26 protein-coding genes are annotated in these 26,585 nt (G+C 32.0%); 14 read left to right on the top strand and 12 right to left on the bottom strand.

All coding sequences use genetic code 11. The annotated features are described in order from the left end of the window. The first annotated feature begins 160 nt into the window (after window positions 1-160). On the top strand, window positions 161-1,693 hold the full coding sequence (putP, locus tag LQ688_RS09520) for a sodium/proline symporter PutP (RefSeq protein WP_016999056.1): 1,533 nt from the start codon (window positions 161-163) through the stop codon (window positions 1,691-1,693). 502 nt (window positions 1,694-2,195) lie between these two features. On the opposite strand, the gene LQ688_RS09515 is transcribed toward putP, so the two are convergent. From LQ688_RS09515 to LQ688_RS09465, 11 genes are all read right to left on the bottom strand, one after another. Next, window positions 2,196-3,383 (bottom strand): CamS family sex pheromone protein, encoded by a 1,188-nt coding sequence (locus LQ688_RS09515; protein WP_016999057.1) that lies wholly within the window; start codon window positions 3,381-3,383, stop codon window positions 2,196-2,198. 11 nt (window positions 3,384-3,394) lie between these two features. Continuing rightward, window positions 3,395-5,398 carry an NAD-dependent DNA ligase LigA gene (ligA, locus tag LQ688_RS09510; protein ID WP_239752746.1) on the bottom strand — a complete coding sequence of 668 codons (2,004 nt, stop codon included), beginning with the start codon at window positions 5,396-5,398 and terminating at the stop codon, window positions 3,395-3,397. Between the two features lie 2 nt (window positions 5,399-5,400). After that, window positions 5,401-7,581 (bottom strand): DNA helicase PcrA, encoded by a 2,181-nt coding sequence (gene pcrA, locus LQ688_RS09505; RefSeq protein WP_064204891.1) that lies wholly within the window; start codon window positions 7,579-7,581, stop codon window positions 5,401-5,403. Window positions 7,582-7,593: 12 nt separating this feature from the next. Beyond that, window positions 7,594-8,277, bottom strand: coding sequence for a heptaprenylglyceryl phosphate synthase (gene pcrB / locus LQ688_RS09500; protein WP_016999060.1), 684 nt, complete (start codon window positions 8,275-8,277; stop codon window positions 7,594-7,596). A gap of 151 nt (window positions 8,278-8,428) precedes the next feature. After that, entirely contained in the window at window positions 8,429-9,142 is a 714-nt protein-coding gene (locus tag LQ688_RS09495; RefSeq protein ID WP_103269081.1) for a M15 family metallopeptidase, read from the bottom strand. A gap of 148 nt (window positions 9,143-9,290) precedes the next feature. Beyond that, window positions 9,291-9,593, bottom strand: a complete 303-nt coding sequence (locus tag LQ688_RS09490; protein ID WP_016999062.1) for a YerC/YecD family TrpR-related protein — start codon at window positions 9,591-9,593, stop codon at window positions 9,291-9,293. A gap of 76 nt (window positions 9,594-9,669) precedes the next feature. After that, the gene (gene purB / locus LQ688_RS09485; protein ID WP_064204889.1) at window positions 9,670-10,965 is read right to left on the bottom strand and encodes an adenylosuccinate lyase; all 1,296 of its coding nucleotides are present in this window, start codon (window positions 10,963-10,965) and stop codon (window positions 9,670-9,672) included. A 258-nt stretch (window positions 10,966-11,223) separates the two neighbouring features. Further along, window positions 11,224-11,400: an NETI motif-containing protein gene (locus LQ688_RS09480; protein WP_064498971.1), complete on the bottom strand. Its 177-nt coding sequence runs from the start codon at window positions 11,398-11,400 to the stop codon at window positions 11,224-11,226. Then, on the bottom strand, window positions 11,390-11,959 hold the full coding sequence (locus LQ688_RS09475; RefSeq protein ID WP_016999065.1) for a DUF2179 domain-containing protein: 570 nt from the start codon (window positions 11,957-11,959) through the stop codon (window positions 11,390-11,392). The genes LQ688_RS09480 and LQ688_RS09475 overlap by 11 nt, the downstream gene beginning before the upstream one ends. 64 nt (window positions 11,960-12,023) lie before the next feature. Continuing rightward, window positions 12,024-12,845, bottom strand: coding sequence for an ammonia-dependent NAD(+) synthetase (gene nadE, locus LQ688_RS09470; protein WP_026023611.1), 822 nt, complete (start codon window positions 12,843-12,845; stop codon window positions 12,024-12,026). Continuing rightward, the gene (locus LQ688_RS09465; RefSeq protein ID WP_064204888.1) at window positions 12,845-14,317 is read right to left on the bottom strand and encodes a nicotinate phosphoribosyltransferase; all 1,473 of its coding nucleotides are present in this window, start codon (window positions 14,315-14,317) and stop codon (window positions 12,845-12,847) included. Before LQ688_RS09465 ends, nadE begins: the two co-directional genes overlap by 1 nt. Window positions 14,318-14,475: 158 nt before the next feature. Here LQ688_RS09465 and LQ688_RS09460 point away from each other — a divergent pair, with 158 nt between their 5' ends. The 12 genes from LQ688_RS09460 to LQ688_RS09405 all read left to right on the top strand — a co-directional run bounded on the left by LQ688_RS09460 (window position 14,476) and on the right by LQ688_RS09405 (window position 24,698). After that, complete coding sequence (locus LQ688_RS09460; RefSeq protein WP_064204887.1) at window positions 14,476-15,648, top strand: MFS transporter; 1,173 nt, start codon at window positions 14,476-14,478, stop codon at window positions 15,646-15,648. 175 nt (window positions 15,649-15,823) lie between these two features. Continuing rightward, on the top strand, window positions 15,824-16,654 hold the full coding sequence (locus tag LQ688_RS09455; protein WP_016999069.1) for an ATP phosphoribosyltransferase regulatory subunit: 831 nt from the start codon (window positions 15,824-15,826) through the stop codon (window positions 16,652-16,654). Between the two features lie 9 nt (window positions 16,655-16,663). Further along, window positions 16,664-17,281, top strand: coding sequence for an ATP phosphoribosyltransferase (hisG, locus tag LQ688_RS09450; RefSeq protein ID WP_064211552.1), 618 nt, complete (start codon window positions 16,664-16,666; stop codon window positions 17,279-17,281). Beyond that, entirely contained in the window at window positions 17,271-18,527 is a 1,257-nt protein-coding gene (hisD, locus tag LQ688_RS09445; protein ID WP_064205127.1) for a histidinol dehydrogenase, read from the top strand. Before hisG ends, hisD begins: the two co-directional genes overlap by 11 nt. A gap of 3 nt (window positions 18,528-18,530) precedes the next feature. Then, a complete protein-coding gene (locus tag LQ688_RS09440) occupies window positions 18,531-19,541 on the top strand; it encodes a pyridoxal phosphate-dependent aminotransferase (protein WP_135032125.1) in 1,011 nt (336 codons plus the stop codon). After that, window positions 19,513-20,091, top strand: a complete 579-nt coding sequence (hisB, locus tag LQ688_RS09435) for an imidazoleglycerol-phosphate dehydratase HisB (protein WP_016999073.1) — start codon at window positions 19,513-19,515, stop codon at window positions 20,089-20,091. Before LQ688_RS09440 ends, hisB begins: the two co-directional genes overlap by 29 nt. Beyond that, a complete protein-coding gene (gene hisH / locus LQ688_RS09430) occupies window positions 20,088-20,669 on the top strand; it encodes an imidazole glycerol phosphate synthase subunit HisH (protein ID WP_239752745.1) in 582 nt (193 codons plus the stop codon). Before hisB ends, hisH begins: the two co-directional genes overlap by 4 nt. After that, window positions 20,662-21,366: a 1-(5-phosphoribosyl)-5-((5-phosphoribosylamino)methylideneamino)imidazole-4-carboxamide isomerase gene (hisA, locus tag LQ688_RS09425; RefSeq protein ID WP_016999075.1), complete on the top strand. Its 705-nt coding sequence runs from the start codon at window positions 20,662-20,664 to the stop codon at window positions 21,364-21,366. The genes hisH and hisA overlap by 8 nt, the downstream gene beginning before the upstream one ends. Then, complete coding sequence (gene hisF / locus LQ688_RS09420) at window positions 21,363-22,121, top strand: imidazole glycerol phosphate synthase subunit HisF (RefSeq protein ID WP_239752744.1); 759 nt, start codon at window positions 21,363-21,365, stop codon at window positions 22,119-22,121. The genes hisA and hisF overlap by 4 nt, the downstream gene beginning before the upstream one ends. Continuing rightward, the gene (gene hisIE, locus LQ688_RS09415; protein WP_064205131.1) at window positions 22,118-22,750 is read left to right on the top strand and encodes a bifunctional phosphoribosyl-AMP cyclohydrolase/phosphoribosyl-ATP diphosphatase HisIE; all 633 of its coding nucleotides are present in this window, start codon (window positions 22,118-22,120) and stop codon (window positions 22,748-22,750) included. The genes hisF and hisIE overlap by 4 nt, the downstream gene beginning before the upstream one ends. 65 nt (window positions 22,751-22,815) lie before the next feature. Next, entirely contained in the window at window positions 22,816-23,874 is a 1,059-nt protein-coding gene (locus LQ688_RS09410) for a nitric oxide synthase oxygenase (RefSeq protein ID WP_064205132.1), read from the top strand. Between the two features lie 14 nt (window positions 23,875-23,888). Beyond that, window positions 23,889-24,698 (top strand): prephenate dehydratase, encoded by an 810-nt coding sequence (locus LQ688_RS09405; RefSeq protein WP_016999079.1) that lies wholly within the window; start codon window positions 23,889-23,891, stop codon window positions 24,696-24,698. 76 nt (window positions 24,699-24,774) lie between these two features. On the opposite strand, the gene LQ688_RS09400 is transcribed toward LQ688_RS09405, so the two are convergent. Next, complete coding sequence (locus LQ688_RS09400; RefSeq protein WP_064205133.1) at window positions 24,775-25,902, bottom strand: glycosyl hydrolase family 28-related protein; 1,128 nt, start codon at window positions 25,900-25,902, stop codon at window positions 24,775-24,777. An 86-nt stretch (window positions 25,903-25,988) separates the two neighbouring features. Between LQ688_RS09400 and LQ688_RS09395 the strand changes: the two genes are divergently transcribed. Beyond that, window positions 25,989-26,540, top strand: coding sequence for a cysteine hydrolase family protein (locus LQ688_RS09395; protein WP_239752756.1), 552 nt, complete (start codon window positions 25,989-25,991; stop codon window positions 26,538-26,540). Window positions 26,541-26,585: the final 45 nt, after the last annotated feature.

Below are 26,585 nucleotides of genomic sequence, written 5' to 3'. Positions count from 1 at the left end.
ACTTTTATTCGAATTGTGTACAATTTGTGACATGAAAATCAAAACATGGTAAGCTAAATATACACTTTGGTTACTTTTTACCCTTTGAATATTATTTCAATTGTGTATAATGGGCAACGTGCAACTTTAAAATATATAAAAAATATAAAGGAGCGGGAAAATGTTTATTTTAGGACAAATTGACGCTAGTGCTGGAGTTGTTTCAGGCTGGCAGACTTACTTCATGATTATAGTCTATTTTGTTGTACTATTAGCGATTGGTTATTATGCATATAAACAATCTACAAGCAATTTAGATGAGTACATGTTAGGTGGCCGTAGTATAGGTCCTTACGTAACAGCTTTATCCGCTGGTGCATCCGATATGAGTGGTTGGATGATCATGGGGCTTCCGGGAGAAGTTTATAGCATTGGTCTATCAGCAACATGGTTAGCTATCGGTTTAACAGTAGGTGCTTGGTTAAATTACATATTAGTCGCACCAAAATTACGTGTTTATACAGAACACACAGGAAACGCGATTACAATTCCAGATTTCTTTGAAAAACGCGTAGCAGATAATTCACATGTATTAAAAGTTATTTCAGGTATTATTATAGTAGTATTCTTTACATTGTATACATCAGTAGGTATGGTTTCTGGTGGTACACTATTTGAAAGTGCATTCGGTTTAGATTATAGAATTGGTACTATTTTAACAATGGGTATCGTTGTTATATATACTTTCTTTGGAGGATACTTAGCTGTTTCTTTAACAGACTTCTTCCAAGGTGTCATTATGTTAATAGCGATGGTTATGGTCCCTATTGCAGCACTAATAACGCTAAATGGTTTTGATACATTTAACACAGTTGCAGAAGTAAAACCTACAAACCTTGATTTGTTTAAAGGTACTTCAGCAATTAGTATCATTGGTTTAATAGCATGGGGCTTAGGTTACTTTGGTCAACCTCACATAATCGTTCGTTTCATGTCAATTAAATCTCATAAACTTTTACCAAAAGCTAGACGTTTCGGCATTGGCTGGATGGCTATTTCATTAATTGGTGCTTGTTTAGTAGGTTTAACTGGTATTGCATACATTCATGATACAACTCAAACAATTGATAACCCAGAAACAATCTTTATTTTAATGAGTCAAGTATTGTTCCATCCATTAGTTGGTGGGTTCTTCTTAGCTGCTATATTAGCTGCTATCATGAGTACAATTTCATCTCAATTACTTGTTACATCAAGTGCTTTAACTCAAGACTTCTATAAGATTATAACTAGAAAAAGAGGTAAAGAAGCAGATAGAGATAAAGAATTTGTATTAATAGGACGTTTTGCAGTATTACTTGTAGCAATCGTTGCTATCATGTTAGCATGGACGCCAAACGACACTATTTTAAACTTAGTAGGTAATGCATGGGCTGGTTTCGGTGCAGCATTCGGACCTCTAGTATTAATGTCATTATACTGGAAAGGCTTAAGTAAAAGCGGTGCTATCGCAGGTATGGTAACATCATCTATCGTAGTATTATTCTGGATTATGATGAAAGGACACGGAGGTATTTTCGAACTTTATGAAATTATCCCTGGTTTCTTAACTAACGTTGTTGTAACAACAGTTGTAAGTTCATTTACGAAAAAACCAGAAAAACACGTTATTGATAATCTAGATAAAATGAATCGTATTTTAGATGAAAAATAAAATAAATGATTATAGATTATAATATTTGTAGTCAGAGTAAAGCTCCCGATCCGATGGATTGGGAGCTTTATTATGTATTGATAGCGTAAAACTGGAGACGCTATGTTGCACGTGGGCTACGTCTTGCAATTTTTAGGATTCTTATTGTCTTTTCTCATCAAACGTGTCAATAACGATAGTCTTATTGCCTTTTCTCACCAAACATGTCAATAACGGTAGCCTTGTTGCCACTTCTCGCCAAACGTGTCAATAACGATAGCCTTGTTGCCACTTCTCATCAAACATGTCAATAACGGTAGTCTTGTTGCCACTTCTCACCAAACGTGTCAATAACGGTAGCCTTGTTGCCACTTCTCACCAAACGTGTCAATAACAGTAGCCTTATTTCCTTTTCTCCATAGTCTTGGCAATAACGAGATTTCTACCCCACTCATATATTAAAAATTCTCCTAATCTGCTATTTAAAAATTAACGGATTAGGAGAATTATTTTAAGCTCTTATTTATTTGTAAATATGAATTTCTGGTTCTTTATCATCTTTTGTTTTAGTAATTAAAGACTGTGGTTCTTCCCCATCAATTATTGAAATTTCAATATCATCTATACCTTTAAAGTACTTCTCAGATAAATCTGCGACATATTGCGTCACACCTATAACTTCGGCTTTGCCATAATAATCTAGTGGAATTTTAATTTCAAGCTCTGTTAGTTTATCATCTTCAAACTTACCTGTACCTACTGATTGTGTAAAATTAGGGAAATATTTTTGTAAGTCCTGGTTAAATTGTTCGAAATTAGAATTTAAATTTTTGTCTAAATCAGCTGCTTCTGATGATGGAATCGTGACATGTTTTTCATTCATATTTTCCCAGCTTTTAACTGACCTTTTACCGCCTTCACTTGTTCCATATGTTACAAACTTACCAGGTTTAATATCACCTTCACCTGATTGAATGAATATAGCAAAATTAATCGGGATATTTTTTATATCATCTCTTACACGTAATCGAGATAAGATTTCTTCCGCCATTTCTTTACCTTGTTTCTCTGCTTCTTTTTCATCTAACTTTTTAGTATATGTTTCACCATATTCTTCTTTTTGATATATATGCTCACTGTTCATTGCTAAACCGATTGTCATACCTGAGATCTTTTGTTTCTTAGCATCACTTTCGGTAAAGTAATCTTGCTCAATAATATGAGATAAGTATGTAGGAGAATTCTCAGCTATTTTTTCAGGGTCTGTTTCGCCTTTATGACTTGGGTTCAGACCTAAATTTTCACCAGCTTGTTTTTCTTCCTTTTCTTCAGCACTCATATTCTTTATTTCATCTTTAGTATATTTAGGTGCTAAATAAGCTCTAACTGTATCTTTTTCAAGATATTGACCATCACGGTACAAATATTCATCAGGTGAAAATGTTTGTTTACTAATGTCTAACAAGCCACTTTCAAATGCTTCGCTATTATAACTAGATACCATATTATCTTGTGTTAATCCTCTAGCAGCACTTATTTTAAATGGTAATAAAGTACGATAATAATCATTTGAGATTTGCATACCAGTAGAAATCTGTTTTGTTTGTTCTTTATCTTTTTCAGATTTGTTTTGGTTATCTTTTTGAGTTGTATCAGATGAGCATGCTGTAAGTAACATAACAGATGCTAATATTAGTAACCCTTTTTTCATATCATTAACCTCTATTCATTGATATTACGATATTTATCCAACCAGTCTTGTTCTGACCAAACTTCGATATTTAATTTTTCTGCTTTTTCGAGTTTAGAACCTGCTTCTTCACCAGCTATTACAACATCTGTGTTTTTAGTAACACTATTTGTTACTTTAGCTCCATATGATTGTAATATATTAGTAGCTTCTGGTCGTGTCATCTCTGTCATTTTACCAGTTAAGACAAATGTTTTTCCACTAAAATCTGGATGACCTTCTATTTCGGATTGTTTAACACCTGTATATGTCATATTAACATTTTTCTTTTTTAATTTTTCAATTAAAACTTGTATGTCTTCATTTTCCATATATGTTACTAAAGATTGAGCCATTTTATGACCAACATCAGGAATTTCAGTTAAGTCATCAATTTGTGCTTCGAATAATCGATCAATCGTCTCAAACTTTTCAGCAATCACTCCACTTGCTTTAATACCAAGATGTCTTACACCTAATCCGAATAATAGATGTTCTAATGATTTTTCTTTAGATGCTTCGATTGCCGTTAATAAATTTTGAACTTTTTTCTCGCCCATTCTTTCTAACGGTAATAAATCTTCTTTTGTTAAATAGTATAAGTCGCCTACGTCTTTAATCTTATCGTGCGTGTATAATTGTTCGATAATTTTTTCGCCTAAACCATCTATGTTCATAGCTTGTCTTGATACAAAGTGAATGATCCCTTCGACAAGTTGAGCTGGACATTTAGGATTAATACAACGTAGAGCAACTTCTCCTTCGATTCTGACAAGCTCATGATCACAACTAGGACAATGTGTTGGCATATGATAAACTTCGCTATCTTCTGCTCTACTTTCTACTATACTACGTATAACCTCAGGTATGATGTCTCCTGCTTTTTTAATAACGACTTTGTCGCCTATTCTAATATCTTTTTCATGGATTAAATCTTCATTATGTAATGATGCTCTAGAAACAGTCGTTCCAGCTACTCTAACTGGTTCTAATATAGCAGTTGGTGTTACTACACCTGTTCTACCTATACTTAATTCAATATCTAACAATGTTGTTAAAACTTCTTCTGCCGGGAATTTATAAGCAATTGCCCATCTTGGTGATTTTTGAGTAAATCCTAGCTCTTCTTGCTGACTTAAGTCATCTACTTTTATAACAATGCCATCTATATCATAAGGCAATTGGTTTCTTTTTTCTGTCCATTTTTCAATAAATGATAATACACCTTCAATATCATCAAATGTTTCTCTTTCTATATTCGTTTTAAAACCGAGTTCATCTAAGTTGTTTAACGCTTCTGATTGACTGCTCGCTTCAATTTCTGTTAAATCATTCACACTATATAAGAAAATATCTAACTTTCTCTTAGCAGTTAGCTTAGAGTCTAATTGTCGCAATGATCCTGCAGCCGCATTACGAGGGTTTGCAAATAGTTGTTCTCCATTCTTTTCTTTTTGCTCATTTAAAGAAAGGAAAGAACTTCTAGGCATATATGCTTCTCCACGCACTTCAATAGAAAGAGGTTCTTTAATTTTTAAAGGTATTGCGTGAATTGTTTTTAAGTTTTCAGTAATGTTCTCACCAGTAGTACCATCACCTCTTGTTAAACCTTGCACAAAACGCCCATTATCATATTTTAGAGATACTGCTAGTCCATCAATTTTAAGCTCACAAGTATATTTTATATTACTTACTTTATCTCTTACACGCTGGTCAAATTTTCTAAGGTCTTCTTCGTTAAAAGCATTACCTAAAGATAACATCGGTGTATCGTGATTAATTTTTTCGAATTGAGATAAAGGTGGTCCACCAACTCTTACAGTTGGCGAATCACTTGTTTTAAGTTCTGGATGTTCTTCCTCAATTGAGATCAATTCATGTAGTAATTTATCATATTCACTATCAGGAACAGATGGATTATCTAATACATGGTATTCATAATTAAATTTATGCAATAAGTGGTGAAGTTCATCAACTCTTGATTTTAATTCTTCCATATTTATTCTCCTTTTTTCTCAATTGGTGCAAACTGTGCCAGTAATCTCTTTGGTCCTTCTTTTTGGAATATAATATCTAATTCAACTGAACCGTTCTTATCATTTACTGCACTAACCATTCCTTCGCCCCATGATTTGTGCGTTACTTTATCTCCTACATTCCAAGTAGTATTAGAATTTTGATTATTATTAACTCTTCTCGCAAAACCACGTTTAGGCGTTGCTGTTTGTTTAGATTTAAATGAAGTTTTTGGTTTAACGCCGTCTAATAAATCTTCTGGGATTTCTTTTAAGAATCTAGATTTCATATTAGCTTGAGATCTACCAAATAAACTTCTAGTCGTTGCATGGGACACATGTAATTGTTCTTCAGCACGTGTAATAGCTACATATGCTATGCGTCGTTCTTCCTCCATTTCATGTTCTTCTCCAGATTGTAAACTTCTGAAGTGAGGGAAAATACTTTCTTCCATACCCACTATAAACACTATTTTAAACTCTAAACCTTTGGCTGAGTGCATTGTCATTAAAGTAACACCCGCTTCTAAATCAGCGTCATCTACGTCTGCAACTAATGATAAGTCTGTTAAGAAATTCATTAAAGATTGTTCTTCAACTGGTGTGTTCTTTTCATAGTCTCTAGGTACTGATAAGAATTCATCGATGTTCTCTAGTCTACTTTGAGATTCTAAAGTTTGTTCATTTTCAAGCATTTTTCTATAACCAGATTTATCTAAAATTTGTTCAACTAATTCTGTTATAGATAAAAATTCTTGCTGCTGCATAAAGTTATTCATCATCTCATAAAAATCTGCACCTTCTTGAGTGACTTTTTTAGATAAACCAATAAAGTCTACTTCTCCTAATGCATCAAAATAACTTAAATTATTTATAGAAGCATATTGTGCAATTTTTTGAACAGAAGAAGGACCAATGCCTCGTTTTGGTATGTTTATAATACGCTCAAAACTAATATCATCATTACTATTTGAAACTAAACGTAAATAACTTAAAATATCTTTAATTTCTTTACGGTCATAGAACTTTGTGCCGCCTACCATAGTATAAGGAATGTTGGATTTTAAAAATGTTTCTTCAAGCACACGGGATTGTGCGTTTGTTCGATATAAAATCGCGATATCTTGATTATTATACCCTTCTTGCTTTTTCTTTAATATTTGACGAATAACATATTCTGCTTCGTCACGTTCAGTTGTCGCTTCATAATACTGAATTTTTCCACCTGAAGTATTGTCAGTCCATAAAGCTTTCGGTTTTCTCTCTGAGTTGTTTCTGATGACTTCGTTGGCTGCAGTTAAAATAGTTTTAGTTGAACGGTAATTTCGTTCTAAATAAATAGTTTGTGCGTTTGGATAATCCTCTTCAAAAGATAAAATATTTTTAATATCAGCACCACGCCAACCATATATAGATTGGTCAGAGTCACCTACCACACATATATTTTGAAACTTATTTGCTAATAATTGTACAAGTGTATATTGCGCTTTGTTTGTATCTTGATATTCGTCTACATGAATATATTGGAATTTATTTTGGTAATATTCCAATACTTCTGGTACGCGATTAAATAACTGAATCGTATACATAATTAAATCATCAAAATCTAAAGCATGATTTCTTAATAATTTTTCTTGATAGCCTTTATATACTCGTGCGACCATTGAAGCATAAAAATCATTCGCTTCTTTTTCTGCATCTTCAGCTGTCTTTAATTCGTTTTTTAAATTAGAAATAGCACCAATAAACATTCTTGGTTCATATTTTTTACTATCTATATTTTCTTTTTTTAATACTTCTTTTATAACTGACTTTTGGTCAGTTGGATCAATAATTGTGAAATTTCTTTCGATTCCAATTCGATCAATGTCACGTCTTAAGATTCTTACACACATTGAATGGAATGTTGATATCCAAATACTTTCAGCCTCAGGACCAACGAGATGACTGATTCTTTCTTTCATTTCTTTAGCTGCTTTATTTGTAAACGTTATAGCCAAAACGTTATATGGCGATACATCTTTTTCATCAAGTAAATATGCTATTCTATGCGTCAACACTCTAGTCTTACCACTACCAGCACCTGCCATGATTAATAATGGGCCTTGAGTCGTTTTGACTGCTTGTTTTTGTTCGTCATTCATTCTATCTAACAATGCGTTCATAAAAACCTTCCTTTATTGTTTTACTTTTACAGTTTGTAAAGCTTTTTTTAAATTATCATATATGATGTTACCAACTACTATTGTATCTGCGTACTCTGCCATTTCTTGAGCACTATTCAAATCATTGATACCGCCACCGTAGAAAAGTTGTGCTTGCTCTAAATGTTCTTTAATAGCTTTTACTTCTTCTACGTTGCCATACTTACCACTATATTCTAAATAAAAAATTGGTAAATGATATAATTTATCGACCATACGTGCATAACTTATTAAATCCTCAACATCCAATTGAGTATTAGCTTTAGTTAACTTTGCTACCTTACTTTCTTCATTCATAACAACGTAACCTTCTAAAAATATTTCATCGAAATCCATCATGTATCCATATTCTTTCACCGCTTCATGTAAAATACCGTTATGATATTTAACTTCATCACTGTTTAAGACACTTGGAACAAAGTAGAAATCGAACCCTGGTACAACACTTTCAATATTCGAAATTTCTAATGCACAAGGTAAAGGATAACGTCTAACACGACTCATCAAATTCAGTATATTGTCTTCTGTCACGTTATCTGTACCACCAATTATGATGGCATCTGTTCCTGATTCACAAACTTTCATTAAATCATCGTCTGTTATGGATTTAGCAGGATCTAATTTAAACACATGTCGCCACAATTTAATATCGTACATACTCAATCTCCTTTAATTATCATAAGATTAATTATAGCATTTTTGTGATTGAATTCCGAAATGAAATAGACGATTTCAAACAAAAAAGAAGCGAATAATACGCTCCTCATAATCGTAAAAATTCGCTTATTGTTTTTAGCATTTAATAAAATTAATATCCATAATCAAAATACTCTTCTAATGTTACATTTTTTTGATGAATCTTCTGTGCTAAATCTTTTCCAACATATCTTAAGTGCCATGGTTCATATTGATATCCGGTAATATCTTCTTTACCTTCTAAATATCTAATAATAAACCCGTATTCATGTGCATGTTTTTCCATCCATTTACCTTCATCAGTATCACCGAAAGAAGATCTAAAATCATCTGTAGCTGTATCAGAACCTACGTCAAAAGCGAGACCTGTTTGATGTTCTGAGTTACCAGGTGTTGCGCTATACTGGTTTGCAGCTTCTTCTCCATCTCTTGCTACATAATCTTTATATAACTGTTCTTGGCTCTCATAAGAACGATAACCACTTCTAAACACTAAATCTAAATCTTGATTTCTTGCATCTTGAATTAATTTGTTCAATTGATTTCTTGCAGTAGCATTTTCACCAGGCGCATAATCTTTAGGTAAATCAATTTTTTTATTTACAAAAACATGACCGTCAACATAAGTTACACCATTTTTCTTAGTAACTTTATGTTTATCTTTTTCATCTTGTTTTTCATTTTCTTTTTGCTTGTTGTTTTCATTTTGTTTCGATTCATTGTTAGACTTATTCTCTTCTGACTGATTATCTTCTGTATTTTGCTGTATACCACATGCACTTAATAAAAGTGTAGCAACAGCAAGTGCTGTAAATAACTTCTTCATTATAAACGCTCCCTAATTAACCTAATTTAATAATTATATAGCTTTTCATATAATTTATCAAAATTAAATATAATGAATAAGGCTGAGACATAATTAAATGTCTCAGCCTGTATTTTGAGTGAGAGATATGTATCTCAGACTCTATTATCTATTTTTCGAATTCTATGTTCATTCTTTCTAAAATCATCGTGTAAGCATCATTGCCCCATTGCAAAGAACGTTTAACACGTGAAATAGTAGCTGTCGATGCACCTGATTCTTTTTCAATATGTGCATATGTGTTGCCTTGTTTAATCATCTTAGCAACTTGAAGTCGTTGAGATAATGATTGTATTTCATTAACTGTACATAAGTCATCAAAAAATTGATAACATTCTTCTCTAGTTTCGAGCGTTAAAATAGCATCAAATAGTTCGTTTAGTGCTTGACCTCGTAATTTTTCAATTTGCAAAAAATCAACCCCTGTTTAATAAGTTCATTAATTGCATTTTAATGCATTACTCTATTAAAGTACAGCATAAACTATTTTATTCGATTCCAGCTCTCTTGAATATTGTATCTACTTGGTTTAAATGATGATTTTCATCGAAGCATTCATCTAATTCTTTAGTGTCCAATAATTCAGTAATTCTACTGTCTTGTTCAACTAATGTTCTAAATGGTGTTTGAGTTTCCCAAGATTCCATCGCTTTTGGTTGAACGATATCATAAGCTTCTTCTCTAACCATACCTTTATTGATTAATGTTAGCATAACACGTTGAGAGTATATAAGGCCAAATGTTTTGTCTATATTCTTTTTCATATTTTCAGGATATACTGTTAATCTATCTATAATATTTGTAAATCTATTTAAAGCGTAATCTAAAGCTATTGTTACATCTGGTAACATAATACGCTCTGCTGAAGAATGTGAAATATCTCTTTCATGCCATAAAGGAACGTTTTCATAAGCGGTAGTGATATAACCACGAATAACTCGTGCTAAACCAGTAACGTTTTCAGATCCAATTGGATTACGTTTATGAGGCATAGCTGATGATCCTTTTTGTCCTTTTGCAAATGCTTCTTCAACTTCTCTTGTTTCAGTTTTTTGTAATCCACGAACTTCAACAGCGAATTTTTCTATAGAAGTTGCGATTAAGCCTAATGTCGCAATGTAGTAAGCGTGTCGATCACGTTGTAATGTTTGAGTTGAAACCGGTGCACAATCTAACCCAAGTTCTTTACATACATGTTCTTCGATTTCAGGCGGGATGTTAGCGAATGTACCAACAGCTCCACTCATTTTACCAACTTCAATTTCTTCACGTACACGTTTAAATCTTTCTAAGTTACGTTTCATTTCCGTATACCATAATGCCATTTTGATACCAAATGTAGTTGGTTCTGCATGTACACCATGTGTTCTACCCATCATTAAAGTTGTTTTATGTTCAATAGCTTTATTTTTTAAAACTTCTAAAAATCTTTCTAAATCTTTTTCAATGATTTCATTTGCCTGTTTAACAACATAACTTAATGCCGTATCTACTACGTCAGTTGAAGTTAAACCGTAATGTACCCACTTACGTTCTTCTCCTAATGTTTCTGAAACTTGTCGTGTAAATGCTACAACATCATGTCTTGTTTCTTGTTCGATCTCTTTTGCACGGTCTACATCGACTTTAGCATTTTCTCTAATTAACTTTACATCTTCTTCTGGAATATGTCCGAGCTTGCTCCATGCTTCACAAGCAAGTATTTCTACTTCTAACCAAGCCTCAAAACGATTTTGTTCAGACCAAATATTAGTCATTTCTTCTCTAGAATAACGTTCAATCATTGATAAATTCTCCTATCATATATTAGTCACTTACAGTATAACAAACATCACACAATACGTACATTATTTATAAAAATATAAATATAGTTCGTGAATTAGTGCAAGAAATATATTTTTAAATACATTATACATTGTAACAGTGCTTATCAAAATTAAAAGCTAAATACGATAAAAACATAAAAAACTCCTATCAAAGTTTTACTTTTTAAGTATCTACTTTGATAGGAGTATAATGCTCAATTTAAACCTAAGTTTTAATTAATCTTTTATTTTTTTACCGACAAATTGGATTTCTTGTTTTAGCACTTCATATTCGCCCTCTTTATTTTCTATAAATACAGGTTTTTCGAATCTTTTTACAGGTGTGTATCCTTGTTCTCTCATACGTTTAAGGCACATTTCGATTGTTTCATTGTCTTCTACTTTAAACTTCATCTGTATCATACGCCTTTAATTTTTTACTTCGTACGCCTTTAACCCAGAAGCCACCATGAATATTTTTAGGTTCGTATGCTATTACGAAAGCTTTTGAATCTAACTGTTTAATTGTGTCCATCAGTTTTAATTCAAATCTTCTTGGTGTTAATATTTGCATTACTAATCGATCGCCGTCTCTTCCTTTGGCAACGTAATGCGTTACACCATATCCTAAATCTCTTAACTTCCTCGGTAAATCTGTTTCATATTCTGCAGTTGTAACGTTAACTACAATATATCCTAAAGCTATTTTTTCTTCAATCTTCATACCAACAATAATACCCGCTGCAAATCCTAACGCATAAGCTAAAATGTTTTGAATTTGATCTAAACTATTAATTACTAAACCTAATCCAATAACATAAACAACTACCTCTAGTACACTTACTGCAGCAGCTACATATCGATATCCCTTTAATGTCAAAATGGTTCTCATAGTTAAGCATGATACATAAATAATATTAATAATAAATATTGATAGTACCATCAACCATGGATTATCTAATATAGCTGACATTTAAACCCTCCATTTTTCAAAATACTGGAATCATTTTATCAACGTAATTAACAAAAGTCACGCTTTATTTTGGCCAAGTGTATCTAGTATAAGGCATTTCTCTTTTATGAGCGTTTCTTACATAATGATTTTGAATGATTTCTTGATCTTTTTCATCAATTTTCTTACCTTCTAAGAAATCATCTATCGCATCGTATGTTACACCGAGTGCTACTTCGTCTGGTAAAGCTGGTTTGTCTTCTTCTAAATCAGCAGTTGGTATTTTATTAATAAGATGATCTGGTCCACCTAAATATTTTAAAATTGCTTTACCTTGCCTTTTGTTTAAACCAAATAATGGAGCTACATCACACGCACCATCGCCAAATTTAGTAAAGAAACCTGTAATGTTTTCAGCCCCGTGGTCAGTACCTAATACTAAACCACTGTTTGCAGATGCAATTGAATACTGTACTTTCATACGTTCTCTTGCTTTTTCATTTCCTTTTTGGAAATCCGTCAATTCAACGCCCGCTTCATTTAAGCTTTTAATGCTTGCTGTCACTGCAGGTTTAATATTAACTGTTACACGTTTCGTCGGGTTAATAAAATCTAACGCATCTTGCGTATCTTGTTCATCAAATTGTTCACCGTATGGTAGTCTTACAGCTATAAATTCGTACTCAGCGCCTTCTTCTTCATTTAATTCATCTACTGTAATTTGTGCAATTTTCCCAAGCAATGTAGAATCTTGTCCACCAGAAATACCTAAAACAAGTGATTTAATAAAGCTATGCGCTTTTATATATGACTTTAAAAAGTTTTTAATTTCTATAAATTCTTGTTCTGGATCTATCGTCGGTTTTACGTTCATTTCTTTAATTATGATTGATTGTAAATCTCTCATCATTCATCCACTTCCTTTATAGCGTCTGCTACTCTTTCAGCAACTTCAAAGATTTTCTTATTCTTATTATCCCAACAAGTTTTACTTAAGTCCACTGGATACTCTTCAGGGTTCAAGTAACGCTTATTTTCTTCCCATAATATTTCTAGATTATTGAATGCAAATTCCTTAATTTCTTCAATTTCAGGTAATTTATAGACTAGTTCTCCATCTTTAAAAATATCATGGTGTAAATCGATTGCTTTAAAGTTTTTAATATATTTCATTTTATAAGTATGAACTGGATGGAACATTTTTAATTTTTCTTCTTTATTCGGATCTTCTTCTTCTAAAGTAATATAGTCACCTTCAGATTTATTTGTTTTCGTATTTATAATTCTATAAACATTTTTCTTACCAGGAGTTGTAACTTTTTCAGCATTATTTGAAATTTTAATTCTGTCTGATAATTCACCATTCTCATCTTCAATAGCTACTAATTTATAAACAGCACCAAGAGCTGGTTGATCATAAGCTGTGATTAATTTTGTGCCAACACCCCAAGCAGTTACTTTTGCACCTTGCGCTTTCAAGCTTGTAATTGTTTCTTCATCTAAATCGTTAGACGCAAATATTTTAGCATCTTCAAAACCAGCTTCGTCTAACATTCTTCTTGCTTCTTTAGATAAATAAGCGATGTCTCCAGAATCTAAACGAATTCCAATAAAGTTTATTTTATCGCCTAGTTCTTTAGCCACTTTAATAGCATTTGGTACACCCGATTTTAGTGTATGGAATGTATCTACTAAGAAAACGCAATTTTTATGTCTTTGAGCGTATTTCTTAAATGCTACATATTCATCATCATATGTTTGTACCATCGAGTGGGCATGTGTTCCAGAAATAGGAATACCAAATAATTTACCAGCTCTCACATTACTAGTTGAATCAAAACCACCAATAACAGCAGCTCTAGCTCCCCAAATTGCAGCATCCATCTCTTGTGCGCGTCTTGTGCCAAACTCCATAACGATTTCATCATGCACTACTTGCTTAATCCTACTTGCTTTAGTAGCAATTAAAGTTTGGAAATTCACTATATTTAATAAGGCTGTTTCGATTAATTGCGCTTGTATTAAAGGCGCCTCCACTCTAATTAATGGTTCATTATTAAAACAAAGCTCTCCTTCTCTCATTGCACGAATGTTACCAGTAAAACGTAATTCTTTTAAATAAGCTAAATAATCATCTTTATAGCCTACTTCTCTTAAGTATTCAATATCAGTTTCTGTAAATTTAAGATTCTCAATAAATTGAACTATTCTTTCTAAACCACTAAAAATAGCATAACCACTATTAAAAGGCATACTTCTAAAGTATAAATCAAATACTGCTGTACGTTCGTGAATGCCATCGCCCCAATAAGTCTCTCCCATATTTATTTGATATAAATCCGTGTGTAACATTAAACTATCGTCTTCATATATATACATTGTTAGATACTCCTCAGATTATGTAATTTTATATTATTTTATCATACTTTTGATAATTAATTTTAGAATTTGAAATTATTTTAATTTCTTCATATAAAGTGATTTATCTCTGTGATAAAATACTAAAGATGTCAAATAAATACGTGGGGGGCTACGAAATGAAAAATTCATCATTTAAAAAATTATTTATTATACTCTCAATCATTGTTGCTGTTTCTGGTTTTTCACAAGGGATGCTTTTACCATTAATATCAGTCATATTTGAAAGAAGCGGTGTCTCTAGTTCTTTAAATGGATTACATGCAACATCTTTATATATTGGTGTATTTCTATCTTCATTCTTTATTGAAGGTCTTGTACGTCGCAGTGGATTTAAATATATGATTTTAATAGGTGGCGCTATAGTAGCATTATCCTTACTCTTATTCCCTGTTTTAAAAACCTTATCCATTTGGTTTATTTTAAGACTTTTAATAGGTATTGGCGATAATATGTTACATTTCAGCACACAAACATGGTTAACTCATATCACACCTAAAGAAAAATTAGGTAGAACCATTTCTGTATATGGTTTTAGTTTTTCTGCTGGGTTTATGCTCGGACCTCTACTGGCTAAACTCGTAGATGTTTCAGAAACATTACCATTTATCTTATCTGCAATTCTATCCATTATTACAATTTCTTTAGTTTTATTAATACACAATGAATTTCCGTCATCTAATGTTCGTCCTATTAGCATGATTAATACATTGAAAAACTTCGGTGATGTAATCAAAACTTCTTGGATTGCATTTATGTTTCCATTATTATACGGGTTATTTGAAGCTGGTTTACACAGTAACTTCCCAGTATACGGTTTAAGAAATGGTTTAGATGTAACAAGTATCACATTAATATTACCTGCATTTAGCCTTGGAGCAATATTATTCCAAGTACCAATTGGTATGTTCAGTGATTTGCATGGACGTAAAAAAGTATTAACAGGGTTAACTTTAATAGGCAGTGTTATATTCCTATTGGGCGACTTCTTACCAACGACACCATTTATTATGATGGCTCTATTCCTTACAGCCGGATTATTCACTGGATCATTTTATGGTTTAGGTGTCAGCTTTATGACAGACTTAACACCACGACACAACTTACCTGCCGGGAATTTAATGATTGCTATGTCGTTTAGTGTTGGTAGTATTATCGGACCGATGCTAGGTGGCGCAATTATTGAAATATCAAATGGTACTGTCTTCTTTACAATGGTTGCTTCATTTATATTTATCGTGTTCATTTTATTACTATTTCATAAAACACCAACTGAAACAGCACAATCATAAAATTTCTATATTAGAGTCCGGGACATAAAAAATGACCCGGACTATTTTTTTAATTGTTTAAACTATACAAATTTTCAGAACTTTCAATTGATAAGTTAAATTAACCGTGTTATAGTATTCTCTATAAATTAAAAAACACTTTAGTTTGGTAGAGAGTAAAAGCGAGGTTAATAATATGGATTATGTACGTTATAAAGAAGATGTTATTTCAAACAAAGAGAAAGAATTAGCTTTTTTAAACTATTTTAATGAAAGAAATTTCGAAGTAATCGATATGAGTTTTATTGAAAAACTCCAATGGAAACAACTAACACAAGATGATTTAGATAGTTTAGATACACGCAGTATTTGGAAAAATGGTGATTCATTCTATAGTTTAAGAAATGATTGGACAGATCAAATACAACATTATAGCCGTGAATATCAACTGAAAGCATCCCGTGTTACTTATGCAGGACCTATCGCAGTGAATGAACATATTCACACAAACCTAGGTATCGAAATTTTTAACCCGACTAGACAAGACATGCTTCAATGTTATCAATATATCTACGATTTTATTCATACTAAACTAGATTTAAATATTGATTTTGCTGTAATCGGTCATTATCAATTATTCGATTTATTGCTTTCTTCAGAAGAACATACAGATGAATTGTATCAGGCAATAAGTGAACGTAACATTTCGAAAATATCAAAATTATTAACACAAGAACATCCTGTTGTAAAACTTTTAAAGACACCAACACATAAACAATTAGAATTTCTAACAACTTTTGCTGATGTTAATCACCCTACTTATCAGTCTCTACAATTTTGGAAAAAGGCACTTAAAGAATCTGGTGTTCAACACGTACATTTAGATATTACAACAATGCCTCCAAAATCTTATTACGTGGGAAGTTTTATTCAACTTTATCAAAACGAAAATGGAAATCCAATCGCTTCAGGCGGTCATTATAATGGCACTTTAGAAGGATTTGGCTTTGGTATCCAATTAAATTAGGAGGTTCTTATGTTAACAGTTGCATTAAGTAAAGGTCGTTTATTAAAAGACTTCATAAAATTTATTGATTCAAACGGAAACAGTAAATGGGTAGAAGCATTAAATAATAGAGAGAGAAAATTACAAATTCAAAGTGAGGACGTTAGATTTATCTTAGTAAAAGGTCAAGATGTTTCAACGTACGTAGAACAAGGTATTGCAGATATTGGTATTACAGGTAGTGATATTTTAGATGAAAAAGAGAACTTAAATGTAAATAACTTGGTCGATTTACCGTTTGGATATTGTCATTTTGCTGTTGCAAGCAAACCAGAAGTAACGGAATATAAAAAAATTGCTACAACATACGTTAAAACAACAAAAGCGTATTTTAAAGAAAAAGGACAAGATGTATCCATCATACCATTGTCCGGGTCTGTAGAATTAGCTGCAGTCGTTAATATGGTAGACGCTATAGTAGATATAGTCCAAACAGGTACCACCCTTAAATCTAATGGATTAGAAGAAAAGGAATCCATAGGAGATATTAATGCAAAATTAATAACCAATAAACATGCGTTCTTTAGTAAGTCCAAAAGCATAGAATCCTTTATTAAAGAGATTGGAGTGTCTATTAATGCTATCTAAAACTGAATTCAAACAAAAATTTGAACAAGATTGTATCACTGAAGCTAGTCATACTGAAAATGTAAAAAATATAATTAACGATGTTAAAGAAAATAAAGATAATGCATTATTTAAATATAATGAGAAATTCGACAATGTTAAACTAGAAAATTTAGAAGTTTCTAAACAAGAAATAGAAAATAGCATTAATTTAATTTCTGAAGAATTAAAACAAGCATTAATGAATAGTCACGAGAACATTAAAACATTTCAACAGAAAATCAAACATGAAAATGTCACAACTGGTCAAACATACCAACTTTATCATCCTATTGAAAAAGTCGGCATTTATGTACCCGGTGGAAAAGCAAGTTACCCTTCTACTGTATTGATGACTGCAACATTAGCAAAAGTTGCAGATGTTAAAGAAATTACAGTCGTAACACCACCTCAAAAAGATGGTATTAATTCAGCTATTCTTGCTGCATGTTATATTGCTGGCGTAAATCGCGTCTTCCAAGTTGGTGGTGCACAAAGTATAGCTGCTTTAGCTTACGGAACTGAAACAATTCCAAAAGTCGACAAAATAGTAGGTCCTGGTAATCAATTTGTATCTTTAAGCAAACAATTATTATATGGCGTCGTTGGTATTGATCAAATCGCAGGTCCTAGTGAAATAGCCATTATTGCGGACGATTATTCTAATGTAGATTACATCATTCAAGACATCTTAGCTCAAGCAGAACATGACGAGAAAGCAAGAACTTTTCTTATATCAACAGACAAATCATTTTTAACTAAAGTAAGCCAAAATTTACAAAAAGCGATTGATGCTTCTCCAAGAAAAGAGATTATAGAAAAAAGTATTTCTGACTATCACTACCCTATTCATACAGTTGACACAAACGAAACTATTGATATCGTTAACTATATAGCTCCAGAACATTTATCCATTCAAACAACTGATCCTAGTTTATATATAGGCAAAGTTAAATATGTTGGTGCAATGTTCTTAGGTCAATATTCACCGGAAGCTATCGGAGATTATTCTGCTGGGCCAAGTCACGTATTGCCTACGGACCAAACAGCAAGATTCTCAAATGGTTTAACAGTAAATGACTTTTTAACTAGCCATTCTGTTATACATTTAGATGAACATGCTTTTCAAAAAATAGCACCTAGTGCGATTAAAATTGCTGATGAGGAAGGCTTATATCAACATAAAAAATCTCTAGAAATCAGATTAAATAACAACAAGGAGTACTGATATATGATAAGGATTAATAAAAATGAAAGCCCCATACCTGCTATGGAGTCAGAAAAATTAAAAGAAATTATTGCTTCATCAGAATTTAATTTCTATCCAGATGAAGAGTATGATGCATTTCTTGAATCTTATGCTAACTTTTATGGATTATCTCCTAATCAGATTTCTGCAGCTAATGGTTCCGATGAGTGGATTCAAAAATGTATGATTGCTCTACCTGAAGGTCCTGTTCTAACTTTAAATCCAGATTTCTTTATGTATACTGCGTACGCTCAACAAATTAAACGACCTATTTATTATGTTGATGCAGAACCTGATTTCACGTTTTCTTTATATAAAATCTTAAATGAAATTAGACGCATTAAACCAGCATTTTTCATAATGAGTGTCCCTCACAATCCTTCAGGCATACAGTATCCTGAACAATTTTTAAACGAGATCTCTCAACTTATGAAAGAAATCGGAGGATATTTTGTAATTGACGAAGCATATTTAGATTTTGGTGATGCATATGTAATTGACTTAGAGGACCACGTCATTCAAATGAGAACTTTGAGTAAAGCTTTTGCATTAGCAGGCTTAAGAGTAGGAATTGTCATTTCTACTGAAAAGACTATCCAAAAATTAAATAGTATTGCTCATCCATATCCTTTAAATACACTTACTTTACAGATCGCTAAGTCTTTATTTGATGATACAGATCGGGTTCAATCGTTAATAAACAGACAGAGAAATTTAAGCATACAATTGCGCGATATATTTGAAGAACATGTGAGTGATATCATCCATGTTATACCTTCTAAGACAAACTTTGTATTAACGTATGGTGACTTAGCAAATGATTTAGGAGAATACATTTACAGTAACGGATTCTTCCCTAGATTTTATGGTGACAATAGAATGTCACATACTGTACGTTATTCTATCGCTACTGAACACCAATTGAATGAATTAGAACAAATTGTAATTGACTGGAGGAAATCATATGACTTATCGCAAGAAAAGAACAACTAAAGAAACTAATATTGATATCGAATTATCTTTTGAAAATACCGAAACAAATATTAATACCGGTGTAGGGTTTTTAGACCATATGTTAACTTTGTTTAGCTTCCACAGTGGTATCTCATTAAACATAGAAGTAGATGGAGATACTTACGTAGATGACCACCATACTGTTGAAGACATCGGCATAGTTATCGGACAATTATTACTTGAAGCTATTAAAGATAAGCAGTCATTTGCAAGATATGGTTCATTCTATATCCCGATGGATGAAACATTAGCGCGTGCTGTAACTGATATTAGTGGTCGTCCTTATTTATCTTTCAATGCTGAATTCTCAAGAGAAAAAGTTGGTACATTTGATACTGAACTTGTTGAAGAATTTTTTAGAGGACTTGTCATTAATGCTCGTCTTACGACCCACATTGATTTATTAAGAGGAGGAAATACACACCACGAAATAGAAGGTATCTTTAAAGCATTTGCTAGAAGTCTTAAGATTTCTTTAAGTGCAAATGATTATGAAGGTATCCCTTCTTCTAAAGGTGTGATCGAATGATTGCGATAATCGATTATGGTTTAGGTAATATTAAAAATATAGAACGCGCATTGCTAAATTTAGGTTACGATGCTGTACTAACATCAGATGAAAAAATGATTAAATCAAGTACTCACGTTATATTACCAGGCGTTGGGCATTTTAAAGACGCGATGTTGCAACTTCAAAAAAGTGGACTTGATCATGTAATTCACGACATTAAAGATAGTCATCGTATTATAGGTATTTGCTTAGGTATGCAAGTGTTATTTGAATTTAGTGAAGAAGGTTCAACTAAAGGACTAGGATTACTAGAAGGCAAAGTTGTTCCTATTAGCAGTCCCTACCCTGTTCCACATTTAGGTTGGAACACTTTACAGAGTACTCATCCATTACTAAATAAAGATGTTTACTTTATTCATTCTTACCATGTAACAACTGATTTACCTATTGTAGCGACAGCCGATTATGGTCAATCTATAACAGCGATTGTTCAAAAAGAAAATATTATCGGTATACAATTTCACCCAGAAAAAAGCGGTGATTTTGGACTAAAAATACTAGACAAAGCTTTGAAGGAAGGTTTTTTACATGATTGAAATTTGGCCAGCAATTGACTTAATTGATTCAACAAATGTAAGACTTACAGAAGGAAAATATGACTCTAAAGAATCTATGAATAGAACAGCTGAAGAAGCAATTAAATTTTACTCACAATTCAAAAGCGTGTCTAGAATTCACGTAATAGATTTAATTGGTGCAAAAAATCAACAACCTACTGAATCAGACTACATAGAACAACTCGTACATTTAACAGATTTACCTATAGAAGTTGGCGGTGGCATTCGAACACTTGAAACGATAGACGCCTATTTCGATAAAGGGATTGAATACATTATTGTAGGTACTAAAGGTATAAGCGATATAAATTGGCTATCTGAAATTGCGCATAGATATCCGGGCAAAATTTACTTATCTGTTGATGCTTATGTTGAAGAAATTAAATTAAATGGATGGATTGACGATGCCGGTATCAATTTATTTGAATTTATTACGCAAATTGATGGCTTACCACTAGGTGGCATTATTTATACAGACATTTCTAAAGACGGTAAATTATCAGGTCCTAACTTTGAACTCACTGGGCGTCTCGTAACCTCGACTAATATACCAATTATTGCTTCTGGTGGTATTCGTAGCAAACAAGACATTGAACAACTAGAAAGATTAAATGTTCACGCAGCGATTGTCGGAAAAGCAGCAAATACAGATTCATTTTGGGAGGGCATTTCATGATAAAGAAAAGAATAATCCCATGCTTAGACGTAAAAGATGGGCGTGTCGTTAAAGGCATTCAATTTAAAGGTTTAAGAGATATCGGCAACCCTGTTGAGTTAGCTGAATACTATAATAACGAAGCTGCAGATGAACTTGTCTTTTTAGATATTTCTAAAACTGAAAATGGACATCAAATGATGTTAGATATTATTTCTGAAACTGCATCTAAGTTATTCATTCCTTTAACAATCGGTGGCGGTATAAGTACTATAGATGATATATCATCACTACTTAACCATGGCGCTGATAAAATTTCACTAAATTCTAGCGCTCTTAACAATCCATCTTTTATTAAAGAAGCAAGTGAAAAATTTGGAAAGCAATGCATTTGTATAGCTATTGATGCTAAATGGGAAGATGATAAACAAGATTGGTATTGTTATACACATGGTGGAAAGAAAAGAACTGATGAACGTGTGTTAGATTGGGTTGAAGAAGTTGAATCTTTAGGTGCAGGTGAACTATTAGTCACAAGTATGGATTATGATGGTGTTAAACAAGGTTTTGACCATACTTTGCTTAGCGAGATTAAGAAACATGTTTCTATACCTATCATCGCTTCAGGTGGTGGCGGAAACAGTCAACACTTTGTAGATTTATTCAAACAAACTGATGTATCAGCTGGTTTAGCAGCAAGTATTTTTCATGATAAAGAAACGACAGTTCAAGCTGTTAAATCTCATTTAGCAAAAGAAGGAGTTGACGTGAGATGAATAACCTTTCCCCAGATTTTTCTAAAGGATTACTACCAGCTATATTGCAACATTATAAAACAGGACAAGTGTTGATGCTTGGCTATATGAATGAGGAAGCTTTTAATTTAACAGTTCAAGATAAAGTTTGTTGGTTTTATTCAAGAAGTAAAGAACGCCTTTGGAAAAAAGGTGAATCATCAAATCATATTCAACATGTGATAGACATAAATTTAGACTGTGATGATGATACACTTTTAATTCAAGTTAACCCAGATGGTCCGACGTGCCACACAGGTTCGCAAAGTTGCTTTAATACCGATGAGCCTTTTTCTATAGAATCTTTAGAAGAAACTATTCAAGAAAGTGTTCAATCAAACCGTTCTCAATCTTATACACAATATTTATTAAATGAAGGTATTGAAAAAATCACTAAAAAGTTTGGCGAAGAATCATTTGAAGTTGTCATTGCTTCAATGAAACAAGATAATGAAGAACTTAAAAATGAGGTGGCCGATGTATTGTATCACCTATTTGTCTTACTTCATGATAGAGGCGTATCAATAGAAGAAGTAAAAGAAGTACTATCTGAACGTCATAAAAAATCAGGAAATTTTAAAGGTGAACGAAACGATATAAAAAATTGGTAAATTGTCATAAATCAAATATTGTTAAAAATATGCAGTCGCTTATACTAGAACATAGAGGTGTTAATATGTTACAGGAAAAAGCGACTGCTTTTATTAAATCTATGCATCAAGAATTAAATATCGATAACGAAGAAACAAAGAAAAGAATCCAACAAATAATCAATGAAATAAATGAAACAAACACTTATAAACATACAACAGATGAGTTAATATACGGTGCTAAAGTTGCGTGGAGAAACTCTAATAGATGTATTGGAAGACTGTTTTGGGATAAATTAAATGTTAGAGACATGCGCTTTATTGATAATGAAATAGATTTTGTCCACTCTATAGAAAATCATATTGAAATAGCTACCAACAACGGAAAAATCAGACCATTAATTAGTATTTATTCAAATGACTTTGAAATTAAAAATGAACAACTCATTAGATATGCAGGTTACGAAAATAAGGGTGATCCAAAATCAAAAAATATTACTCAATTAGCTGAACATTTAAATTGGAAAAGTGATCACACTGATTTTGATTTATTACCTTTAATATATCGTTATAAACAACAACCATTAAATTATCATATTTATAAAGACAATCTCATAAAAGAAATACTTATTAAACATGATGAGTATCCCCTTTTAGAGCAACTCGGCTTAAAATGGTACGCTGTTCCAATCATTTCAAATATGGATTTAGAAATCGGTGGCCTTTATTATCACACCGCTCCTTTTAACGGTTGGTATATGGAGACGGAAATTGGCGTACGTAATTTTACTGATGAATATCGTTACGACAAGCTAAAAGATATTGCTAATGCATTAAACCTTGATATTACTAAGACCACAAGTTATTGGAGAGATAGAGCATTAGTTGAATTTAATTATGCTGTTTACCATTCATTTAAAGAAGCTGGTGTATCCATAGTTGACCATTACACAGCATCAAAACAGTTCAAGAAATTTGAAGAAAATGAAGAAAATAAAAATCGTAAAGTTACTGGGAAATGGAGCTGGCTTGCCCCACCATTGTCACCATCTCTTGTACATAATTATCATAAAGGATATGATAATGAAACAAGAAGTCCAAATTTTTTATATAAAAAGAAAGGCAATAAATGTCCATTTCATTAGAAAGGAAGAATTTTATGAAATTATACTATCTAGGTCCTACTGGGACATTCTCACATATGGCAGCATTAAATTATAAAAATGAAAATATTACTGATTACATACCACAATCTAACTTATATGAAGTTGTAAAGGCAATTGAATCAGATAAAGATAGTATAGCTATTGCCCCTATTGAAAATTCAATAGAAGGTACAATTAATATTATTGCTGATACACTAACAGAACAAAAAGTTCATGTTATCGATGAACTACATTTAGACATAGCTTTTTCACTATACGTTAAAGAAGGTACAAATTTAGAAGATATTAAAGAAGTTGTATCAATTGCCCCTGCTATTAATCAAACATCAAAATTTATAACAAAACATCAATTTAAATATCGTTACTCAAACAGTACTGTGCAAAGTTTAGATGAAATAGATGAACACACTGGAGCAATTGCACCAATGGGGTTAGAAAAAGATCGCAATGATGTTATCGCATTAGCAACACATATTGAAGACTATCCACATAACACAACTAGATTTTTAGTGCTTTCCTCTGAACAAAAACGAGTTGAAAAAGCGACAGATAGCATCTTACTTATAACACCTGATGAAGACAAACCAGGCTTATTAGCAAGCATTTTAAATACATTCGCTTTATTTAACATTAACTTATCATGGATTGAATCACGTCCTTTAAAAACAAAATTAGGCATGTATCACTTCTTCGTGCAAGCTGATTGTAGCGCTGATGACGTAGAAATGAAGAAAGTAATTACAATATTAAAAACATTAGATTTCAAAGTTAACGTGTTAGGTAATTTTAATAAAGATATATAGATTTTACATATAGAATTAAATGATATAAAAAAGTGCTCACAACCTTGGGATTGTGAGCATTTTTTATATCTTAATATTATTTATTTTCAGTTCCTTTTATAATTTCATTAAGTCGCTCTACATTTTTTTGTTTAATTTGCGATAAATTAAAATTATTATACAAATAGATATCTGAGGCGTTAATAAATTGAATTTTATCAGATATTTTATCAATGAATTTATTATCATAAATATAAATATCTTTATTGATTGCTTTTTCATAACTTTTTATAAGAATACTTTGTTTTGATTTAATATTTTCAAACTTATTGTTACCTATTAACAATGTGGAACCAGACTGTGCACCTTTATCTACTTTATTGATATCCATAGAATACTTACCTGTTGGCACTGCTAAATAACGAATGCCCCCCTCACAATTAACAAAGTAGTTATTTGTAATCGTAGTTTCTTTTGATTTAAGCATTGTTACTGCATAATCTCCCAACCCATCAAATCTATTATTTTGTATATGTATGTTTTCATAAAAGCAACCATACATACTTGCATGTGACCCAATAGCTCTATTCCATGCAGACATATTCATATCTCCGGAATTTCCAAAATAACAATTTTCTATTATTACATTCTTTGTAACCGTACCATCTGTTGCACCAAATTTAGGGAATGCTCCTTCTGTTTGTATATCAATTTGGATAGCTTCACTGAAAGATCTTGTGCCACTATCATCTCTAAAACCTAGAAAATGACTATTCGTCACATAAAATCCATCCAATCCACAGGCATCAATAGCGTGTCCCCCTACAACATTTTTAAACGTGACATCATGAATCTGAATATTATTAGCATGACCTATCGACATAATCGTGTTATTTGTATTATTAGTATGACCATATGCATCAAAAGTGCCACCAATTATATTAATATTGCCATGTCCTTCATAACCATAATATTTCTTAAAACTGTGTCCATTTTTCAACATAGCGCTAGGAGATTTTCTTATTAGTGTAGCATCATCGTGTAATATAAGATTTGTATTACGATAAATCACAAGTTCATATAAAATGTGGTACTCACCTTTAGGTATATAAACAGTTACTGGCCCTTTTCTCGCTTCAAATAAAGCGAGTTGAATCCCTAAAGTATCTAGAACGCCACATTTACCTTTGGCACCATAATTTGCAACATTAATTATTCTAGTCATAACTTCAAAACCACCTTGATTTAGCGTATACTTTTCTTATAAACATAGTACACCGATTATTAAATATAAACAATTAGGGGGATATTATTTTGAAGAAAGCATTAATAGTAGTGGATTATTCAAATGATTTCGTAGCAGAAAATGGTAACTTAACTTGTGGTGAGCCGGGACAAGTAATCGAAAACAATATATTTAGTAAAATTGACTCATATAATAAAAATGACGAAAATATTTTCTATTTAATGGATTATCATCATAAAGACGACCCTTATCATCCTGAAACTAAATTATTTCCGCCACACAATATCGTAGGTACTGAAGGTCGCGATTTATATCAATCATTAAAACCTCAATATGAACAAATTAAAAATCAAAAAAATGTATTTTGGATTGATAAAACTAGATATAGCGCATTTTATGGAACTAATTTAGATAGCCTTTTAAGAGAGCGCAATATTGATACAATAGAAATTGTTGGCGTATGTACTGATATTTGTGTTTTACATACTGCTGTCGATGCTTACAACCTTAATTATCAAATTTATATTGCAAAAAATTGCGTGGCATCTTTCAATCAAGCTGGGCATGATTGGGCGCTTACACATTTTGAAAATAGTCTAGGCGCTGTTGTAGAATAGACGTTTCGTTCGTGTTAAAATAAATATTAGAATAATGATAGTAAA

It is taken from the genome of Mammaliicoccus sp. J-M40 (genome assembly GCF_022386395.1).
Taxonomy (GTDB): domain Bacteria; phylum Bacillota; class Bacilli; order Staphylococcales; family Staphylococcaceae; genus Mammaliicoccus; species Mammaliicoccus lentus.
Note: the sequence above shows the minus strand (reverse complement) of the source record. Positions and strands in the feature narration are given on the sequence as shown.

What these genes read in the sequence shown, in the direction of transcription:
- purB (WP_064204889.1), bottom strand. Translation starts at nt 10,965, where the DNA reads ATGATTGAACGTTATTCTAGAGAAGAAATGACTAATATTTGGTCTGAA.
- LQ688_RS09440 (WP_135032125.1), top strand. Translation starts at nt 18,531, where the DNA reads ATGATAAGGATTAATAAAAATGAAAGCCCCATACCTGCTATGGAGTCA.
- hisF (WP_239752744.1), top strand. Translation starts at nt 21,363, where the DNA reads ATGATAAAGAAAAGAATAATCCCATGCTTAGACGTAAAAGATGGGCGT.
- hisIE (WP_064205131.1), top strand. Translation starts at nt 22,118, where the DNA reads ATGAATAACCTTTCCCCAGATTTTTCTAAAGGATTACTACCAGCTATA.
- LQ688_RS09410 (WP_064205132.1), top strand. Translation starts at nt 22,816, where the DNA reads ATGTTACAGGAAAAAGCGACTGCTTTTATTAAATCTATGCATCAAGAA.
- hisH (WP_239752745.1), top strand. Translation starts at nt 20,088, where the DNA reads ATGATTGCGATAATCGATTATGGTTTAGGTAATATTAAAAATATAGAA.
- hisD (WP_064205127.1), top strand. Translation starts at nt 17,271, where the DNA reads ATGCTATCTAAAACTGAATTCAAACAAAAATTTGAACAAGATTGTATC.
- pcrA (WP_064204891.1), bottom strand. Translation starts at nt 7,581, where the DNA reads ATGAACGCATTGTTAGATAGAATGAATGACGAACAAAAACAAGCAGTC.
- pcrB (WP_016999060.1), bottom strand. Translation starts at nt 8,277, where the DNA reads ATGTACGATATTAAATTGTGGCGACATGTGTTTAAATTAGATCCTGCT.
- LQ688_RS09515 (WP_016999057.1), bottom strand. Translation starts at nt 3,383, where the DNA reads ATGAAAAAAGGGTTACTAATATTAGCATCTGTTATGTTACTTACAGCA.
- LQ688_RS09475 (WP_016999065.1), bottom strand. Translation starts at nt 11,959, where the DNA reads ATGTCAGCTATATTAGATAATCCATGGTTGATGGTACTATCAATATTT.
- ligA (WP_239752746.1), bottom strand. Translation starts at nt 5,398, where the DNA reads ATGGAAGAATTAAAATCAAGAGTTGATGAACTTCACCACTTATTGCAT.
- hisB (WP_016999073.1), top strand. Translation starts at nt 19,513, where the DNA reads ATGACTTATCGCAAGAAAAGAACAACTAAAGAAACTAATATTGATATC.
- LQ688_RS09495 (WP_103269081.1), bottom strand. Translation starts at nt 9,142, where the DNA reads ATGAAGAAGTTATTTACAGCACTTGCTGTTGCTACACTTTTATTAAGT.
- nadE (WP_026023611.1), bottom strand. Translation starts at nt 12,845, where the DNA reads ATGAGAGATTTACAATCAATCATAATTAAAGAAATGAACGTAAAACCG.
- LQ688_RS09405 (WP_016999079.1), top strand. Translation starts at nt 23,889, where the DNA reads ATGAAATTATACTATCTAGGTCCTACTGGGACATTCTCACATATGGCA.
- hisG (WP_064211552.1), top strand. Translation starts at nt 16,664, where the DNA reads ATGTTAACAGTTGCATTAAGTAAAGGTCGTTTATTAAAAGACTTCATA.
- putP (WP_016999056.1), top strand. Translation starts at nt 161, where the DNA reads ATGTTTATTTTAGGACAAATTGACGCTAGTGCTGGAGTTGTTTCAGGC.
- LQ688_RS09400 (WP_064205133.1), bottom strand. Translation starts at nt 25,902, where the DNA reads ATGACTAGAATAATTAATGTTGCAAATTATGGTGCCAAAGGTAAATGT.
- LQ688_RS09480 (WP_064498971.1), bottom strand. Translation starts at nt 11,400, where the DNA reads ATGAAGTTTAAAGTAGAAGACAATGAAACAATCGAAATGTGCCTTAAA.
- hisA (WP_016999075.1), top strand. Translation starts at nt 20,662, where the DNA reads ATGATTGAAATTTGGCCAGCAATTGACTTAATTGATTCAACAAATGTA.
- LQ688_RS09455 (WP_016999069.1), top strand. Translation starts at nt 15,824, where the DNA reads ATGGATTATGTACGTTATAAAGAAGATGTTATTTCAAACAAAGAGAAA.
- LQ688_RS09460 (WP_064204887.1), top strand. Translation starts at nt 14,476, where the DNA reads ATGAAAAATTCATCATTTAAAAAATTATTTATTATACTCTCAATCATT.
- LQ688_RS09465 (WP_064204888.1), bottom strand. Translation starts at nt 14,317, where the DNA reads ATGTATATATATGAAGACGATAGTTTAATGTTACACACGGATTTATAT.